Consider the following 16,373-nt stretch of genomic DNA (forward strand, 5'->3'; position numbering starts at 1 on the left):
AGGAGCGGTCCCACGGTGGCACGAGGCAGCACCCGCCCCACGAGCCGGGACGTCGCCCGGGCCGCCGGTGTGTCCCAGGCGGCGGTCTCCCTGGTCCTCGGTGACAAGTGGCGGGGCCGCGTCTCCGAGGCGACCGCCGAGCGCGTCCGCGAGGCCGCCCGCGACCTGGGCTACCGCCCGAACCTCGCCGCCCGCAACCTGCGCCTGGGCCGCACGCGCACGGTCCTCCTGGTGGTCCCCGCCCTCACCACGGAGTTCTTCGCCGGCGTCTACACGGGCGCCACCCGCGTCGCCGCCGAGCACGGCTTCGGGGTGGTCCTCTACCCCTCCCCCGAGGGCATCGGTCCCGCCCGCGACCCCTTCGCCTCCGCGCAGGCCGCGCTGGACGGGGTCATCGCCTCGTCCATGGCCGCGGACGCCCTGACGGCCATCCGCGGTGAGGCGCTCCCCCTGGTCATGCTGGACAGCGACCCGGCGGGCAGCCTCGGAGCGGCGACGGTGAACCTGGACATCGCCGATGGCGTCCGCCAGGTCGCGGAGCATCTCCTCGCCCTGGGCCACCGCCGCTTCCTCCATCTGGCGGCGGACGTGCCGTCGTGGACCTTCGAGGTACGCGCCCGGGAGCTGGCGGCACGGCTGCGCGGGGTCCCGGGCACGTCCGTATCCACGGCCCGCTCCCCCATCTCCATCGAGGGCGCGGTGACGGCGGCACACACCGCCCTGGCGTCCGCCGACGCCCGTCCCACGGCCGTGGTCTGCGACGACGACCAGCTGGCCGCCGGCGTCTACAAGGCGGCCCGCCGCCTGGGCCTGCGCGTCCCCGACGACCTGTCGGTGACCGGCCTGGACGACCTGGCCCTCGCCACGGCGATCGACCCGGAGCTGACGACCGTCCGCCTGGACGCGGAGCGCTTCGGGGAGCGCGGGATGCAGGCGCTCCTGGCCGTGCTGGAGGGCCGTACACCCGGGGGCGGCGACATCCCGGTGGAGCTGGTGGTACGGGGCTCCACGGCCCCGCCTCGGTAAGGACACCCGGCGCTTCCGCCCGGGCCGGGTGGTTCCGCAACCCGGCGCAACGGGGTACCGCTGCGCCCACCCTCCCCCAAGCTCTCGGCTTCGCTCGAGCAGGGGGGACCCCCATCGCCCCAGCGGCACGCATGTCCGCAGCTGGGTGGGCGGGACCGGCACCCGCGCACGCACGGAAGGGGACGTGCCGGGGGGGGTGCCCGCCCGCAGCGGTCGGCGCGTCAACGAACAGCCAGCCGTTACGCAACTCCATCGCGCCGATCCGAGGACGGACACCCCCCGGCGCGGCCCCGCCCCACCACACGCGAAGAGGCGCAACCCGCACCCCCACCGAACAGCCACAGGCCGCCGCAGGCACACAAAAGCGCGCCCCGGCGGACGAACAGCCGGGGCGCGCCACTCCGCGACACGTCCTACTCGTCGGAGGACTCCTCCTCGGAGTCCGACTCGGCGGCGGACGCCGAGGCCGCCCCGCCCGCCTCCAGCAGCCGGGACAGCTGACGCCCACCGATCCGCTTGAACTTGCGCTTCTGCGGGCGCGTGCGGTCCAGCACCGCCACCTCCAGCCGCTCGGCGGGGATCTCCCGCTCGCTGCCGTTGGTGTCGCGGGACAGCGCCTGCACCGCGAGCTTCAGGGCCTCGGCCAGCGTCATACCGTCCTGGTGCCGCTGGTCGAGGTAGCCGCTGATCTGCTCCGCGTTGCCGCCCACCGCGACCGAGCCGTGCTCGTCCACGATGGATCCGTCGTGCGGCAGCCGGTAGATCTGGTCGCCCTCCGGCGTCTCCCCGACCTCCGCGACGACCAGTTCCACCTCGTAGGGCTTCTCCGCCGAGCTGGAGAAGATCGTGCCCAGCGTCTGCGCGTACACGTTCGCCAGGCCCCGGGCGGTCACGTCCTCCCGGTCGTAGGTGTAACCCCGCAGGTCGGCGTAGCGCACACCGCCGATCCGGAGGTTCTCGTACTCGTTGTACTTGCCGGCGGCCGCGAAGCCGATCCGGTCGTAGATCTCGCTGAACTTGTGCAGCGCACGGGACGGGTTCTCCCCGACGAACACGATGCCGTCGGCGTACTGCAGCACGACCAGGCTGCGGCCACGGGCGATGCCCTTGCGGGCGTACTCCGCCCGGTCGGCCATCGCCTGCTGGGGTGAGACATAGAACGGCGTCGACACCGGTTATCCGTCCCTCTCTTCAGAATTGCGTCGATTCACTGGACCACCTCGTCAGCACAGCCGGCCGCTCACAGCAGCGCGGCCCGCGGACCGTCCGGCTGTTCCAGGCGGCGCTCCAGGATCGAGCGCGCGATCTCGGAGGCCTCGCCGTCGGAGAGCCGGCGGAAACCGTCCTCGGTGATCACGGTGACGATGGGATAGATCCGGCGGGCGACGTCGGGACCACCGGTCGCCGAGTCGTCGTCTGCCGCGTCGTAGAGCGCCTGGACCACGAGCGTCGTGGCCTCGGCCTCGCTCAGGTCGTCCCGGAAGAGCTTCTTCATCGCACCGCGCGCGAAGATCGAACCGGAACCCGTGGCCGCGTACCCGTGCTCCTCGGAGCGCCCGCCCGTGACGTCGTAGGAGAAGATCCGCCCCTTCTCCCGGTCCACGTCGAACCCGGCGAACAGCGGGACGACGGCCAGGCCCTGCATGGCCATGCCCAGGTTCGAGCGGATCATGGTGGACAGCCGGTTCGCCTTGCCCTCCAGGGACAGCTGGGCGCCCTCGACCTTCTCGAAGTGCTCCAGCTCCAGCTGGAACAGCTTCACCATCTCCACGGCCAGACCGGCCGTGCCGGCGATGCCCACCGCCGAGTACTCGTCGGCGGGGAAGACCTTCTCGATGTCCCGCTGCGCGATGACGTTTCCCATGGTCGCCCGCCGGTCGCCGGCGAGGACGACGCCGCCGGGGAACGTCACGGCGACGATCGTGGTCCCGTGCGGGGCCTCGATCACGCCCTGGGTGGGGGGCAGCTGCCGGTTGCCGGGCAGCATCTCCGGCTGGTGCTCGGACAGGAAGTCCATGAAGGAGGAAGACCCCGGCGTCAGGAAGGCAGCTGGTAGACGCCCGGTGCTACGAGTGTTGGCTTCCACGCGATTCCTCCCACGTAAGCGACAGCCCGCCCTGTGACGTCGGGCCGATCCTTGGAACAACCCCGGCCCGGTTACGACCGGGGGCACGGTATGGCAGGGACCCTACCCGCCCTCCGCCGATGATCCACATGCCCGGCGGCTCCAACTCCACCGGGCGGCGGCGCACGTGCCGTGACGCCCGCCCTCCCCCTCAGGAGGGGCCCGGCGGGGCTCCGGACGCCACCGACGCCCGGAGCGCCGCACACGAAGGCATCGCATCACCCACTGCCCCGCGCGCAGCGCTCCGCGCTTCGCCCGTCCATTACCCGCGCGCCCCGTTCACCTTCGGTACGAAGGTGAAGGCGCCTTACTGGCCACCCTTTTGAACGAAGGACCGCACGAAGTCCTCGGCGTTCTCCTCGAGGACGTCGTCGATCTCGTCCAGAACCGAGTCCACGTCGTCGCTCAGCTTCTCCTGACGCTCCTTGAGGTCCTCCGAAGCCTGCGACTCCGCCGCCTGCTCCTCGACCTCCTCGGTGGACCGGGTGGCCTTCTGCTGTCCGCCGCCGGTGTCCTTGCTCGCCATATCCCTCACCCCGCTCGGTTCGCCCGACACAGTTGCTCGGTACAAGATCAGACCCTACTCGCCGGGTCCGACAACGGCCCCGTAGTTGCTCCAACGTACGGGGACCACCTCGATGATTCCCGGACCTGGGGTTTTCCACCCTGCCCGGCGGGCCCCACCCGAGTACCCCCGATGCGCGCTCACCCCCCGGACAGGACCCTGACCAGGTCTTCCGCCGTACGGCAGCGGTCCAGGAGCTCCTTGACGTGATTACGCGTTCCGCGAAGCGGTTCCAGGGTTGGAACACGCTGCAGGGAGTCCCGGCCCGGCAGCTCGAAGATCACCGAGTCCCAGGAGGCCGCGGCGACGTCGTCCGCGTACTGCTCCAGGCAGCGGCCGCGGAAGTAGGCGCGGGTGTCCTCCGGCGGGCTCGTACGGGCCCGCTCGACCTCCGCCTCGTCCAGCAGCCGCTTCATGCGCCCGCGGGCCGCCAGGCGGTTGTACAGCCCCTTCTCGGGCCGCACGTCGGCGTACTGCAGGTCGACCAGGTGCAGCCGGGCCGCGTCCCAGTCGAGGTCGTCGCGGCGCCGGTAACCCTCCATCAGCTCCCGCTTGGCGACCCAGTCCAGCTCGCCGGCCAGACTCATCGGGTCGTGCTCCAGACGGGTGAGGGTGTCCTCCCAGCGGGACAGCACGTCCTTCGTCTGGTCGTCGGCGTCGGCGCCGCAGCGCTCCTCCACGTACTTGCGCGCCAGCTCGTAGTACTCCATCTGGAGCTGGACCGCCGTCAGCGTACGGCCGCTGCGCAGCGTGACCAGGCGCTTCAGGGACGGGTCGTGCGAAACCTGGTGGAGGGTGCGGACCGGCTGGTCGACGGCCAGGTCGACGGCGATGAAACCGTCCTCGATCATGGCCAGGACCAGCGAGGTCGTGCCCAGCTTGAGGTAGGTCGAGATCTCGGAGAGGTTCGCGTCGCCGATGATCACGTGCAGGCGCCGGTACTTCTCGGCGTCCGCGTGCGGCTCGTCGCGGGTGTTGATGATCGGGCGCTTGAGCGTCGTCTCCAGGCCGACCTCGACCTCGAAGTAGTCGGCTCGCTGGCTCAGCTGGAAGCCGTGCTCGTGCCCGTCCTGGCCGATGCCGACGCGGCCCGCTCCTGCGAAGACCTGACGGGAGACGAAGAACGGCGTCAGGTGGCGCACGATGTCCGAGAAGGGGGTCTCCCGCTTCATCAGGTAGTTCTCGTGCGTGCCGTAGGACGCGCCCTTGTTGTCGGTGTTGTTCTTGTACAGGTGGATCGGCTGGGCACCGGGCAGCTGGGCGGCCCGCTCCGCGGCCTCCGCCATGATCCGTTCGCCGGCCTTGTCCCACAGGACGGCGTCCCGGGGGTTGGTCACCTCGGGAGCGCTGTACTCGGGGTGGGCGTGGTCGACGTAGAGCCGTGCGCCATTGGTGAGGATCACGTTGGCCAGGCCGATGTCCTCGTCCGTGAGCTGGCTGGAGTCGGCGGCCTCGCGGGCGAGGTCGAAGCCTCGCGCGTCCCGCAGCGGGTTCTCCTCCTCGAAGTCCCAGCGGGCCCGGCGGGCCCGGTGCATCGCGGCCGCGTAGGCGTTCACGATCTGGGACGAGGTGAGCATGGCATTGGCGTTGGGATGGCCGGGGACGGAGATCCCGTACTCCGTCTCGATGCCCATTACTCGCCGTACGGTCATGCGGCCCTCCTTGCCCGGCGGCACCCTCGGTCGTGGGCGCCACTCAGATACCGCTGGCGCTCGGCTGCGTGTGCGGTGCCCGTCCCCGCACTGCGCGACTCGGCGGTACGCAAGAGCCTAGAACGCCTTTGCGCTGGTGGGGAGATCATTTGCGTCATTGCGTTGCTCCAGCCGTGGCCTGAAAAACAGTCGGCTGCGGGTACCCGCCGAGGGCACCCGCAGCCGCCCTGCCTTTTACAGGTACTGACCGGTGTTCGCCACCGTGTCGATGGAGCGCCCGGTGTCCGCGCCCTGCTTTCCGGTGATGAGCGTACGGATGTACACGATCCGCTCGCCCTTCTTTCCGGAGATCCGGGCCCAGTCGTCGGGGTTGGTCGTGTTCGGCAGGTCCTCGTTCTCCTTGAACTCGTCCACACAGGCCTGGAGGAGGTGGGAGACGCGGAGACCCTTCTGGTTCTTCTCGAGGAAGTCCTTGATCGCCATCTTCTTGGCTCGGCCCACGATGTTCTCGATCATGGCGCCGGAATTGAAGTCCTTGAAGTAAAGGACTTCCTTGTCACCATTAGCGTAAGTGACTTCCAGGAAGCGGTTCTCCTCGGACTCGGCGTACATCTGCTCCACGGCGGTCTGGATCATGCTCTGGACCGTGGAGGCCTTGGAGCCGCCGTGCTCGGAGAGGTCGTCGCCGTGCAGCGGGAGGCGCTCGGTGAGGTACTTGCCGAAGATGTCCTTGGCCGCCTCGGCGTCCGGACGCTCGATCTTGATCTTCACGTCCAGCCGGCCGGGACGCAGGATGGCCGGGTCGATCATGTCCTCGCGGTTGGAGGCGCCGATCACGACCACGTTCTGCAGGCCCTCCACACCGTCGATCTCGGCGAGCAGCTGCGGGACGATGGTGTTCTCCACGTCCGAGCTGACACCGGAGCCGCGGGTGCGGAAGAGGGACTCCATCTCGTCGAAGAAGACGATGACGGGCGTGCCCTCGCTGGCCTTCTCACGGGCCCGCTGGAAGACGAGGCGGATCTGCCGCTCCGTCTCACCGACGTACTTGTTGAGCAGCTCCGGGCCCTTGATGTTGAGGAAGAAGCTCTTGCCGGCGGCCTGGCCGGTCACCTCGGCGACCTTCTTGGCCAGCGAATTGGCCACGGCCTTGGCGATCAGCGTCTTGCCGCATCCGGGCGGTCCGTAGAGGAGGACGCCCTTGGGCGGCCTCAGCTCGTGCTCCTTGAACAGGTCCGGGTAGAGGTAGGGGAGCTCGACGGCGTCCCGGATGGCCTCGATCTGGCCGCCGAGACCGCCGATCTGCTCGTAGCCGATGTCGGGGACCTCTTCGAGGACGAGCTCCTCGACCTCGCTCTTGGGCACGACCTCGTAGACGTAGCCGGAGCGGGGCTCCAGGAGCAGGGCGTCGCCGGGGCGGATGGTGACGTCCAGCAGCGGCTCGGCGAGCCGCACCACCCGCTCCTCGTCGGTGTGCCCGAGCACCAGGGCCCGCTCGCCGTCCTCGAGGATCTCCTTGAGGGTGACGATGTCGCCGACGCGCTCGAACTCCATGGCCTCGACCACGTTGAGCGCTTCGTTGAGCATCACTTCCTGGCCGCGCCGGAGCTCCTCGAGCTCGACGCTGGGGCTGACGTTCACCCGGAGCTTGCGGCCCCCGGTGAAGATGTCGGCCGTGCCGTCCTCGTTCGCCGTGAGGAAGACACCGAAGCCGGCCGGCGGCTGCGCGAGCCGGTCGACCTCCTCCTTGAGGGCCACGATCTGGTCGCGGGCCTCACGGAGCGTGTTGGCGAGTCGCTCGTTCTGCGCGGACACGCCGGCCAGATTGGTCTGCAGCTCGACGATCCGCTCTTCGAGAATCCTCGTGTGTCGCGGAGAGTCGGCGAGCTTGCGTCGCAGGACGGCGATCTCCTGCTCAAGGTAGGCGATCTGCCCGGCCGGGTCGTCGGACCCGCGTCCCGGGCGGATGCCGCGGTTCATGTCGTCGTCGTGGGCTGCCACGGTCCTCACCTCCTCCAAGGGGAGCTGGACGCTTCCAGACCCTACCTGGGCGGGTGTCGATTGAAACCCCTAGATCACAAAGACGGTCGGGGTGTGTCCGATCTTCACCCTTGCGCTCTCCCTCACGCCAGGGGGATACCCAGCGAACATGACGGGAACCCCGCCGGGGGTAGGGTCGAAGCGTTCAACACCCGTCAGAGCTGGCCGGATTCCCCGTACGGCTCGACGCATGAAACGGCAGGAGACATGAGCGTGCAGCAGGAGGCCGGGGTCGAGGGCGAGGCGCTGGAGGTGTGGATCGACCAGGACCTGTGTACCGGCGACGGCATCTGCGCCCAGTACGCGCCCGAGGTGTTCGAGCTGGACATCGACGGTCTGGCCTATGTGAAGGGCCCCGACGACGAGTTGCTCCAGGCGAAGGGCGCGACAACGCCCGTACCGCTGCCGCTTCTCACGGATGTGATCGACTCCGCCGAGGAATGTCCGGGCGAGTGCATCCACGTACGTCGAGTTTCGGACAGGGCCGAGGTCTACGGCCCGGACGCCGAGTGACCCGTTCTCTACGCTCCGTCATCACTGTCCGTCATCTCACACGCCGTTCCCACGCGGACGTCACACGCTGCGGGCCCCGGAGGGGGTGGAGCGGACGAACGAGCCGTTCTGCCAACGCCATTTCACGTCGCTCTTGACGTCGGGGCAGCAACGCGGCACGTCGGTCGAGGAGTAGCCGAGGACCGTCGCCGTGACGACGCGGCCGCGCACGGCGAAGCCGTCGACGGTGCTGCGGTCCTTCGGGTCGAGCAGGGTCGCCACCACGCGCGGCTTACCGCTGTCGCCGCCCCGGGTGAGGACGTAGACGCCGTCGGGCGGGGTGCCCATCGGGGAGTCGCAGTGGACGACGGCCACCGTCTCGGGCCTGCCGTCGCCGTCGAGGTCCCCGGAGGCCTTCTCCTGCACCACCGGCCGCACCGGCCCGCACTCGATCGGGAACGTCACCGCGGCCGGGTCGGGCGGGGCGATGCGCGCCGGGGCGGTCTTCGTACGGGGAGCGGCCGACTGGGCCGCCGTCGCCGCGCCGGGCTGCAGGACCGAGGAGAGGGCCACCACACCGGCGACGGCCGTGGCCGTGGCGAGCCAGTGGATGGGACGGGTGGGGCTGTGGGCGAGCTCCGGAACCGCGGAAGGCTGCACTAGGAGTGTCTCCTGAGGGCTGTGCCGTTGGTGGGGTGGCCAAGATGGTGCCACACGTCACACGGCGAGGGAACGGCGGGGGGTGTGCACCTTTCACGCCGGGGAAGTCGGACCGGTCGCGGATGCTGCCGTCGTGTCAGCTGACGGGCGCCGGCCGGGGCCGCTGACCGCGGGCGGGGCCCGCGGCGGACGTCCCTGGGGGGTCGCCCTTGGGCGGTGGGTCTCTGGTGGAGGGCAACGGAAGGGCGCGGTGGCGGAGTTCCGGAGCGGGTCCGGGAACTCCGCCACCGCGCCCGTGCGTTGTGCGCGTGGCGGGTCGCCTCAGCGGCCGGAGCCGCCGTCGGCGTTGGGGCCCGCGTAGTCCTCGCCGTAGGCGCCCTTGGCGGGGCGGCGGCGGCGCATGGGCGGCTCGACGCCGTCGGCGAGGCGGCGGGCGGTGAGCAGGAAGCCGGTGTGGCCGATCATCCGGTGGTCCGGGCGGACGGCCAGGCCCTCGATGTGCCAGTTGCGGATCATCGTCTCCCACGAGGTCGGCTCGTTGAAGCAGCCGATCTCGCGGATGGACTCGACGGTCCGCGCGAGCTGGGTGGTGGTGGCCACGTAGCAGCAGAGGATGCCGCCGGGGACGAGTGCCTTGGAGACGACGTCCAGGCACTCCCAGGGGGCGAGCATGTCGAGGATGACGCGGTCGACGTCCGTGTCGGACAGGTTGTCCTGGAGGTCGCCGACGGTGAGGTGCCAGGCGGGGTGCGGGCCGCCGAAGTAGCGCTCCACGTTCTGCTGGGCGATCTCCGCGAAGTCGGCGCGGCGCTCGTAGCTGTGCAGCATGCCCTGGTCGCCGATGGCGCGCAGCAGGAAGCTGCTGAGCGAACCGGAGCCGACGCCGGCCTCGACGACGCGCGCGCCGGGGAAGATGTCGGCGAAGGCGAGGATCTGCCCCGCGTCCTTCGGGTAGACGACGGCTGCCCCGCGGGGCATGGACAGGACGTAGTCGGGGAGCAGGGGGCGCAGCGCGAGATAGGCGACGTTCCCCGTGGTGCGGACGACGCTGCCCTCGGGAGCACCGATCAGTTCGTCGTGCGGGAAGGAACCCTTGTGGGTGTGGAAGTTCTTCCCGGCCTCGAGCGTGAACGTGTAGTGGCGGCCCTTGGGGTCGGTCAGCTGTACCTGGTCCCCGACCTTGAAGGGCCCGCGCCTGCGGGCGGCACCGGTCGGTTCGGACATGTGACCAGCCTACCGGCAGCCGAAAGGGCCTCCGACCACTAGGACGGCCTCGCCATCGCCTTCACGAAGGCGCGCTCCACGTCCGCGGCGGACAGCACGCCGTAGATCTCGCCGGTCTCCTCGACGACCAGGTACTCGGTCGCCGGGGTGGTGCGCAGGGCGTCCAGCAGATCCTCCCCCGCCAGCTCCGCCGAGACGCGCATGCCGTCGGTGAGTTCCTGGGCTAGGCCGCTGACCGCGACCCAGGGGCGGCGGTGCTCGGGCACGCCGACGATGGCGGCCTCGCGGACGAGGGAGAGGGGGTTGCCGTCGGCGTCGACGACGACCAGGGCGCGGGCGCCGGCGGCGTTGGCGCGGCGCAGCGCCTCGGAGAGCGGGGTGTCGGTCTCGACGGGGACGGCCCGGCGGGTGAGGGCGCGGGCGCGCAGCTCGGGCAGGTGCTCGCGCAGGCGCGCCATGCGCAGGCTGTTGCCGGCGCCGGTCCAGATGATCGCGGCGAGGATGGCGGCCAGCAGGGCGTCCAGGACGGTGTCCATGCCGACGTTGTCGACGGCGTCGGAGCCGAGGGCACCGGACTGGGTGAGCAGCGGCAGGCCGATCAGGACGCAGACGGCCAGGGCGCGGCCGACCCAGGCGGCGGCGATGGTGCCGGTCATGGGCCTGCCGGTGAGTTTCCAGACGACGGCACGGAGCATGCGGCCGCCGTCGAGGGGCAGGCCGGGCAGGAGGTTGAAGACGGCCACGATGAGGTTGGAGATCATCAGGCCGGCCAGCAGCACGCCCGGGACGGTGCCGGGTTCCACGGCCTGCAGGGCGCCGTAGAAGACGCCGGCCAGGGCGAGGGAGAGCAGCGGTCCGACGAAGGCCAGCCAGAACTCCCGGCCGGGGGTCTCGGCCTCCTTCTCGATCTCGGAGACGCCGCCGAAGAACTGCAGCTGGATGCGGCGGACCGGGAGCTTGAAGCGGAGGGCGGCGACCGTGTGGGCCAGCTCGTGGACGAGTACGGAGGCGTAGAAGGCCACCGCAAAGAACAGGGAGACCAGGTACCGCACGGCCCCGAGCTCCGGCAGCACACGCTCCAGCTGCCCGCCGAACACCCAGGTGATCAGCGCGGCGACGAGGAACCAGCTGGGCGCCACGTAGACGGGGACGCCGAAGGGCCGGCCCATGAGGAGCCCGCCCCGGGGCTCGGGGGGCCGCTGGGGAGAGGGGCCCTTGCCGTCGGCGGAGTGGGCGAGGTGGCGGGGGCCGGAGGCGGAGGGGTGGTGGGGCGCGGCCGGGGGCGTGGAGGGACGGTCGGGCACGCCGGTGTCCGGGGCCTTCGCCGCACGCTGCTGGCCGCCGCCGGTGTGCCGGGTGTCCGCACCGGGCTCACCGGGGGCGGAGCCGGTGTGCGGTTCACCGGCGGAGGACGTGTGCGGCTCACCGGCGTAGGCGCGGTCGGGGTGCGCGTCGGCCTCCGGGGGCCGGGGCTCCTCGGGCCGGTGGGAGGCGGGGGCGTCGTCCGCGTGGGCGTCGTCCTCCCCGGCCGGCCCCGGGGGGTGGCGCGGGTCTTCCGGGTCACGGCCCGCTGCCGCTCGCGTCGGCTGTCCGGGAGCGTGAGTGCGACCAGGGGCGGAGTGGTCATCGGAGGCGGTGTGCACGTGGGGCCGGGCCGGCGAGGGGGCGGGGACGTCGCGCGCCGGGACGTCGGAGTCACCCGCTGCACGCGTGTCGCCCGCGCCTGCACGGGTGTCGGTGCCTCCGGTCGTGGCGGCGGCGTCAGGCGCGGGAGTAGCGGGGGCGGCGTCGCGCGCGGACGTACCGGGGTGCGGTGCGGGGTCGGCGGGGTCGCGCTCGGGGCGCACGTGCTCTCCCCTCGCGGGCCGTTCGTCGGCGGGGGTCGGGTCGGCGGCCCGGGCCGGTGCCTGTGCGTGGCGGTCGGCCGACTCCTCGTTGCCGGATCGCGGCTGCCCGCGCCCGCCGCTCTCGTCCACCGGTGTCCCCTCGTTCGAAGAAGTCCGAAGAAGCGTCTCCCGCGCCTGCCGGACGGGAGGGTCTTGTGTCGATGGTATGCGTCCGCCGGGGTGCGTTCCGCCCCGGCACCCGTGTGTTTCCCGTACCTCGGCCTTCCCCAGCAGTTGGGCCGCGGTGTCGGGACCGACTCCGCAGACGGCCCGCAGCCCGGGGTCATGGACGGTGACCTGGTGGTCCAGGGCCCGGGTCAGTGCCTCGTGCTCGGCGGTCAGCTCCCTGACGCGTCGGGCGAGGCTTTTGAGTGCGGTGAGGAGCGCGGTGTGGACGGTGTCCCCGGAGGGCCGCAGCCGGGCCAGGGTGTCGGTGCGGTTCGTTCCTGCGAGGTGCCCGTACTTGGTGCGGATGGTGTCGGGGGCGGTGACGAGGAGGTGGCCGATCTGGTTCAGGGCGGCGGTGCGGGCCTTGATGGCGGAGCGGGCGGCGTTGCGCGCGGCGCGTATGCCGGCGACGGTGTCGTCCTTCGGTGCGCCGGAGGCCCGTCCGGACAGGGCGGCGCGGGCGGCTGCGTCGGCGTCGACGGGGTCGGACTTGCCGATGCGGCGGCGTTCGGCCCGGTCGGGCCGGTTGACCTCCACGATGTGAAGGCCGGCCGAGCGGGCGGCCCGGGTGAAGCCGGCTCCGCAGGAGGCGGTGCCCTCCACGCCGATCGCGATCACGTGGCCGTGGGAGGTCAGGAAGGCCAGGGCCGCGGCGTACCCGGCAACGGTGGTGGCGAACTCGGCATCGGCGAGATGGCCGCCGTTGTCAGTGATGACCGCGACGTGGAGGGTGTCGGCGTGGGAGTCGACCCCGCCGAACACGTCCTGGGCCGTTGTGTCCGGTGCCGCCGCCGATGTGATGCTGATGCTGCCCCTTCCCGGCTGGAGGTGGGCATCGGCCGGGTGGCACAGACAGGACATCGGGGGGCTTCCGGGCCAAGCTCCTGTCAGGTCATGCTCCGCCCGGCCGGAGCCATGAGAACAGGTCCCGGCGACCGGACAGAACAGCGGGAAGACAACCCAGCAGGGCGTCAGTCAGTGGCTGGGCCACGATCACCGGAACCTGAGTATCAGCATCGATGTCACTGGCGGGCCGTATGGTCTGGGGCATGGACACGAGCACCGAGGGCGTGGGGACGGCACGGACGGCGGCGGAGGAAGCCGCGGAGACGGTGGCGGCGGCAGCGGCCGAGACCGCCGCCGTCAGCGAGCTCGTGACCGGGACCAGTGCCATACCGCCCGCCTCGCTGTCGCCCTCGCGTGCGAGCGACTTCATGCAGTGCCCGCTGCTGTACCGCTTCCGGGTCATCGACCGGCTCCCGGAGAAGCCCAGCGAGGCGGCGACGCGGGGCACGCTGGTGCACGCGGTCCTGGAGCGCCTCTTCGACGCCCCGGCGGCCGAGCGCACACCGCCGCGGGCGAAGTCGCTGATCCCCGGCCAGTGGGACCGGCTGCGCGAGACGCGCCCCGAGGTGGACGAGCTGTTCGCCGACGACCCACAGGGCGAGCGGCTGGCGCGCTGGCTGGGCGAGGCGGAGCAGCTCGTCGAGCGCTGGTTCACGCTGGAGGACCCGAGCCGGCTGGAGCCGGCCGAGCGGGAGCTGTTCGTCGAGGCCGAGCTGGAGTCGGGGCTGCGCCTGCGGGGCATCATCGACCGGGTCGACGTGGCGCCCACGGGCGAGGTCCGGATCGTCGACTACAAGACGGGCAAGGCGCCCCGCCCCGAGTACTCCGAGGGCGCCCTGTTCCAGATGAAGTTCTACGCCCTGGTCGTCTGGCGGCTGAAGAACGTGGTGCCGCGGCGGCTCCAGCTGGTCTACCTAGGCAGCGGCCAGGTGCTGACGTACGACCCGGTCCTCGCCGACCTGGAGCGGGTCGAGCGCAAGCTGCTGGCGCTGTGGGACGCGATCCGGCTGGCGACGGAGTCCGGCGACTGGCGGCCGCGCCCCACGAAGCTGTGCGGCTGGTGCGACCACCAGGCGCACTGCCCGCAGTTCGGCGGTACTCCCCCGCCCTACCCGCTGCCGGTGACCGCGGCGGGCCGGGTGCCCGCGCCCGCCCCGGAGGGGGCGGCCGGCTTCGGTGGCGGGGCCGGGGCGGAGGCGGCGCCCGCCGGTGAGGGCGGCTGAGTCCGGCGGACCCGCGCAGGGCAGAATGGGGCCGGCCTAGCGAAGGAGACTCACGTGGCCATCCGCGTCCTATTGGTCGACGACCAGCCTCTGCTCCGTACGGGCTTCCGGATGATCCTGGAGGCCGAGCAGGACCTCGCGGTCGTCGGCGAGGCCGGTGACGGCCTCCAGGCGCTCGACCAGGTGCGGGCCCTGCAGCCCGACGTGGTCCTGATGGACATCCGCATGCCCCGGATGGACGGTGTGGAGGCGACCCGGCAGATCACCGGCCCCGGGCGCGACGGCCCGGCGAAGGTCCTGGTGCTGACCACGTTCGACCTCGACGAGTACGTGGTGGAGGCGCTGCGCGCGGGCGCCAGCGGGTTCCTGCTGAAGGACGCCCCGGCGAACGAACTGGTGCAGGCCATCCGGGTCGTCGCAGGGGGCGAGGCCATGCTCGCGCCGAGCATCACGCGTCGGCTGCTCGACAAGTACGCCACGCACCTGCCGTCGGGCGAGGAGCCGGTACCGGACACGCTGCACACGCTCACCGACCGCGAGGTCGAGGTGCTGAAGCTGGTGGCGCGCGGGCTGTCCAACGCCGAGATCGCCGCGGACCTCTTCGTCAGCGAGACGACCGTCAAGACGCACGTCGGTCACGTGCTCACGAAGCTCGGCCTCAGGGACCGCGTGCAGGCCGCCGTGTACGCCTACGAGAGCGGGCTGGTGCGCCCCGGCGCGCAGCAGTAGGCCCGGCGGCCCCTCCGCCCCAGGAGGAGAGGGCGCCCCCTGCCGAGCAGGAGGCGCCCTCTCTCACACCCGTGCGTCAGACGTCCTTGCTCAGCTCCCAGAAGCGGAACACGGTCGACGCGTCGAGGCAGTACTCCAGGCCGTAGACGCCGTCCCGGACGACCGCGTACTGCTTGGCCTGCCACACCGGCAGCACGGGGAGCTCGTCGGCGACGATGTCCTGCAGCTCGCCGAACTCCTTGTCGGTGGCGGCGCGGTTGGTCAGGGCCGCGGTGCGCGGGATCAGCGACTCGGTGATGGTGCGGTTGTCGTAGTTGTTGTTCAGCACGTTGCCCTTGCCGAAGAAGGGGGCCGTGAAGTTGTCGGCGTCCGGGTAGTCGGGGACCCAGCCCTTGACGTAGACGCCGTACTTGCCGGCCGCGATGTCCTTCTCGTACTGGCCGAAGGGCACGGACCTGACGTCGGCCTCGAACAGGCCGCTGGCGTTGAGCTGCCCGGCGATGGCGGTCAGTTCCTCGTCCGTGGCGGGGCCGTAGCGGGAGGGGGTCGACCACAGGGTCAGCTTCACCTTGCCGGTGATGCCGTCCTTGCGCAGCGCGGCCGCCGCCTTGGCTTTGGAGGGCCGGGCGCCGTAGGTGTCGAAGAAGGCCGTGTTGTGGCCGGCGATCCCGGCAGGGATGATCGAGTAGAGCGGGGTCGCGGTGCCCTGGTAGACGTCCTTGATGAGGGCCTCGCGGTCGAGCAGGTGCGCGATGGCCTTGCGGACGCCGATCTTCCCGGCGACAGGGTGGTCCATGTTGAACACCAGGTGCTGGACCTCGGCGCTGCTGCCCTCGACGACCTCGGCGCCGGTGCCGTTGTCGGCCTTCTCCATGTCGGCGACGTCGCCGGCGGTGAGGCCGCGGTAGGCGATGTCGACCTCTTCCTCCTCGATGGCCTGCTTCAGGGCGGTCTGGTCGCCGTCGAAGAACCGGAGGGTGACGCCGGTGTTCTTCACCTCGGCGGTGCCCTCGTAGTTCTCGTTGACGGAGAAGACGGCCTGCTCGTCGTCGATCGAGTCGAGCCGGTAGGGGCCGGAGCCGACGGCCTTGCCGTCCTTGCGGAGTTCGCCCGCGTCGTAGCTGCGGTGGTCGACGATGGAGCCGGCACCGGAGGCGATCTTGCTGGGGAAGGTGGCGTCGGCCGTGTTGAGGCGGAAGACGACCGTCTTCTCGTCCGGCGTCTCGACCTTCTCCAGGGTGGGGAACATGATCGCCGGCCCGTCGGGGTCGTTGATCTTCAGCATGCGGTCGAAGGAGAACTTGACGTCCTTCGAGGTGAGGTCGTCACCGTTGCTGAACTTCAGGCCGTCCTTGAGCGTGCACTTGTAGACCGTGGTCTGCGCGTCGCTGAAGGCGCAGCTCTCGGCGGCCTCCGGCTGGGGCTCGGTGGCGCCCTTGGGAAAGCTGAGCAGCGACTGGAAGACGTTGTTGAACAACAGCCAGGAGCCGGGGTCGTAACCGGAGGCCGGGTCGGTGGCCAGGACGTCGTCGGACATTCCCACGATGACGTTGGAACCGTCCCCCGCGGAGTCGCCGGTCTCCGTGCCGCAGCCGGTCAGCAGGCCGGAGGCGAGGCCCGCCACGATCGACAGGACCGGCCACTGGTTGGGTATGTTCACGTTTGCGCCTTGTCGTCGGTTCTCGAGAACGCCCGGAGCATGTCCCTGGCCCCGGCGTACGGTCCCCCGAAGGCCGC

At 71.2% G+C, this 16,373-nt stretch carries 13 protein-coding genes and 1 pseudogene; 4 read left to right on the plus strand and 10 right to left on the minus strand.

Going from position 1 to position 16,373, the window contains the following annotated elements; genetic code table 11:
* Positions 1 to 15 precede the first annotated feature (15 nt).
* A complete protein-coding gene (locus ACFW6P_RS04570; protein WP_386358273.1) occupies positions 16 to 1,026 on the plus strand; it encodes a LacI family DNA-binding transcriptional regulator in 1,011 nt (336 codons plus the stop codon).
* 413 nt (positions 1,027 to 1,439) lie between these two features.
* Here ACFW6P_RS04570 and prcA read toward each other — a convergent pair whose 3' ends face one another.
* The 5 genes from prcA to arc form a co-directional block, all read right to left on the minus strand.
* Positions 1,440 to 2,198: a proteasome subunit alpha gene (gene prcA / locus ACFW6P_RS04575; RefSeq protein ID WP_386350749.1), complete on the minus strand. Its 759-nt coding sequence runs from the start codon at positions 2,196 to 2,198 to the stop codon at positions 1,440 to 1,442.
* A 68-nt stretch (positions 2,199 to 2,266) separates the two neighbouring features.
* Positions 2,267 to 3,112 (minus strand): proteasome subunit beta, encoded by an 846-nt coding sequence (prcB, locus tag ACFW6P_RS04580; protein ID WP_386350746.1) that lies wholly within the window; start codon positions 3,110 to 3,112, stop codon positions 2,267 to 2,269.
* 346 nt (positions 3,113 to 3,458) lie between these two features.
* The gene (locus ACFW6P_RS04585; protein WP_386350743.1) at positions 3,459 to 3,677 is read right to left on the minus strand and encodes a ubiquitin-like protein Pup; all 219 of its coding nucleotides are present in this window, start codon (positions 3,675 to 3,677) and stop codon (positions 3,459 to 3,461) included.
* Positions 3,678 to 3,856: 179 nt separating this feature from the next.
* Positions 3,857 to 5,368, minus strand: a complete 1,512-nt coding sequence (gene dop / locus ACFW6P_RS04590; RefSeq protein ID WP_386350740.1) for a depupylase/deamidase Dop — start codon at positions 5,366 to 5,368, stop codon at positions 3,857 to 3,859.
* Between the two features lie 234 nt (positions 5,369 to 5,602).
* Complete coding sequence (gene arc, locus ACFW6P_RS04595; protein WP_386350738.1) at positions 5,603 to 7,369, minus strand: proteasome ATPase; 1,767 nt, start codon at positions 7,367 to 7,369, stop codon at positions 5,603 to 5,605.
* Between the two features lie 246 nt (positions 7,370 to 7,615).
* On the opposite strand from arc, the gene ACFW6P_RS04600 reads away from it, so the two are divergent.
* On the plus strand, positions 7,616 to 7,921 hold the full coding sequence (locus ACFW6P_RS04600) for a ferredoxin (protein ID WP_386350736.1): 306 nt from the start codon (positions 7,616 to 7,618) through the stop codon (positions 7,919 to 7,921).
* Between the two features lie 60 nt (positions 7,922 to 7,981).
* Here ACFW6P_RS04600 and ACFW6P_RS04605 read toward each other — a convergent pair whose 3' ends face one another.
* The 4 genes and pseudogenes from ACFW6P_RS04605 to ACFW6P_RS04620 all read right to left on the minus strand — a co-directional run.
* Positions 7,982 to 8,560: a hypothetical protein gene (locus ACFW6P_RS04605; RefSeq protein WP_386350734.1), complete on the minus strand. Its 579-nt coding sequence runs from the start codon at positions 8,558 to 8,560 to the stop codon at positions 7,982 to 7,984.
* A 321-nt stretch (positions 8,561 to 8,881) separates the two neighbouring features.
* A complete protein-coding gene (locus ACFW6P_RS04610) occupies positions 8,882 to 9,784 on the minus strand; it encodes a tRNA (adenine-N1)-methyltransferase (protein WP_386350732.1) in 903 nt (300 codons plus the stop codon).
* A gap of 38 nt (positions 9,785 to 9,822) precedes the next feature.
* Positions 9,823 to 11,427, minus strand: a complete 1,605-nt coding sequence (locus ACFW6P_RS04615; RefSeq protein ID WP_386350773.1) for a site-2 protease family protein — start codon at positions 11,425 to 11,427, stop codon at positions 9,823 to 9,825.
* A gap of 744 nt (positions 11,428 to 12,171) precedes the next feature.
* Positions 12,172 to 12,699, minus strand: a pseudogene (locus ACFW6P_RS04620) (transposase); the annotation flags it as partial.
* A gap of 188 nt (positions 12,700 to 12,887) precedes the next feature.
* Here ACFW6P_RS04620 and ACFW6P_RS04625 point away from each other — a divergent pair.
* Together ACFW6P_RS04625 and ACFW6P_RS04630 are read left to right on the plus strand one after the other, a co-directional pair.
* On the plus strand, positions 12,888 to 13,907 hold the full coding sequence (locus ACFW6P_RS04625; RefSeq protein ID WP_386350729.1) for a RecB family exonuclease: 1,020 nt from the start codon (positions 12,888 to 12,890) through the stop codon (positions 13,905 to 13,907).
* 54 nt (positions 13,908 to 13,961) lie between these two features.
* Positions 13,962 to 14,636 (plus strand): response regulator, encoded by a 675-nt coding sequence (locus ACFW6P_RS04630; RefSeq protein WP_386350726.1) that lies wholly within the window; start codon positions 13,962 to 13,964, stop codon positions 14,634 to 14,636.
* Positions 14,637 to 14,712: 76 nt separating this feature from the next.
* Here ACFW6P_RS04630 and ACFW6P_RS04635 read toward each other — a convergent pair whose 3' ends face one another.
* The gene (locus ACFW6P_RS04635) at positions 14,713 to 16,296 is read right to left on the minus strand and encodes an ABC transporter substrate-binding protein (RefSeq protein WP_386422926.1); all 1,584 of its coding nucleotides are present in this window, start codon (positions 16,294 to 16,296) and stop codon (positions 14,713 to 14,715) included.
* Between the last annotated feature and the right edge of the window lie 77 nt (positions 16,297 to 16,373).

The organism is Streptomyces sp. NPDC058741, assembly GCF_042746715.1.
Taxonomy (GTDB): domain Bacteria; phylum Actinomycetota; class Actinomycetes; order Streptomycetales; family Streptomycetaceae; genus Streptomyces.

Coding starts and splice junctions, on each gene's coding strand:
- dop (WP_386350740.1), bottom strand. CDS start 5,368: ATGACCGTACGGCGAGTAATGGGCATCGAGACGGAGTACGGGATCTCC.
- ACFW6P_RS04625 (WP_386350729.1), top strand. CDS start 12,888: ATGGACACGAGCACCGAGGGCGTGGGGACGGCACGGACGGCGGCGGAG.
- ACFW6P_RS04600 (WP_386350736.1), top strand. CDS start 7,616: ATGAGCGTGCAGCAGGAGGCCGGGGTCGAGGGCGAGGCGCTGGAGGTG.
- ACFW6P_RS04610 (WP_386350732.1), bottom strand. CDS start 9,784: ATGTCCGAACCGACCGGTGCCGCCCGCAGGCGCGGGCCCTTCAAGGTC.
- ACFW6P_RS04585 (WP_386350743.1), bottom strand. CDS start 3,677: ATGGCGAGCAAGGACACCGGCGGCGGACAGCAGAAGGCCACCCGGTCC.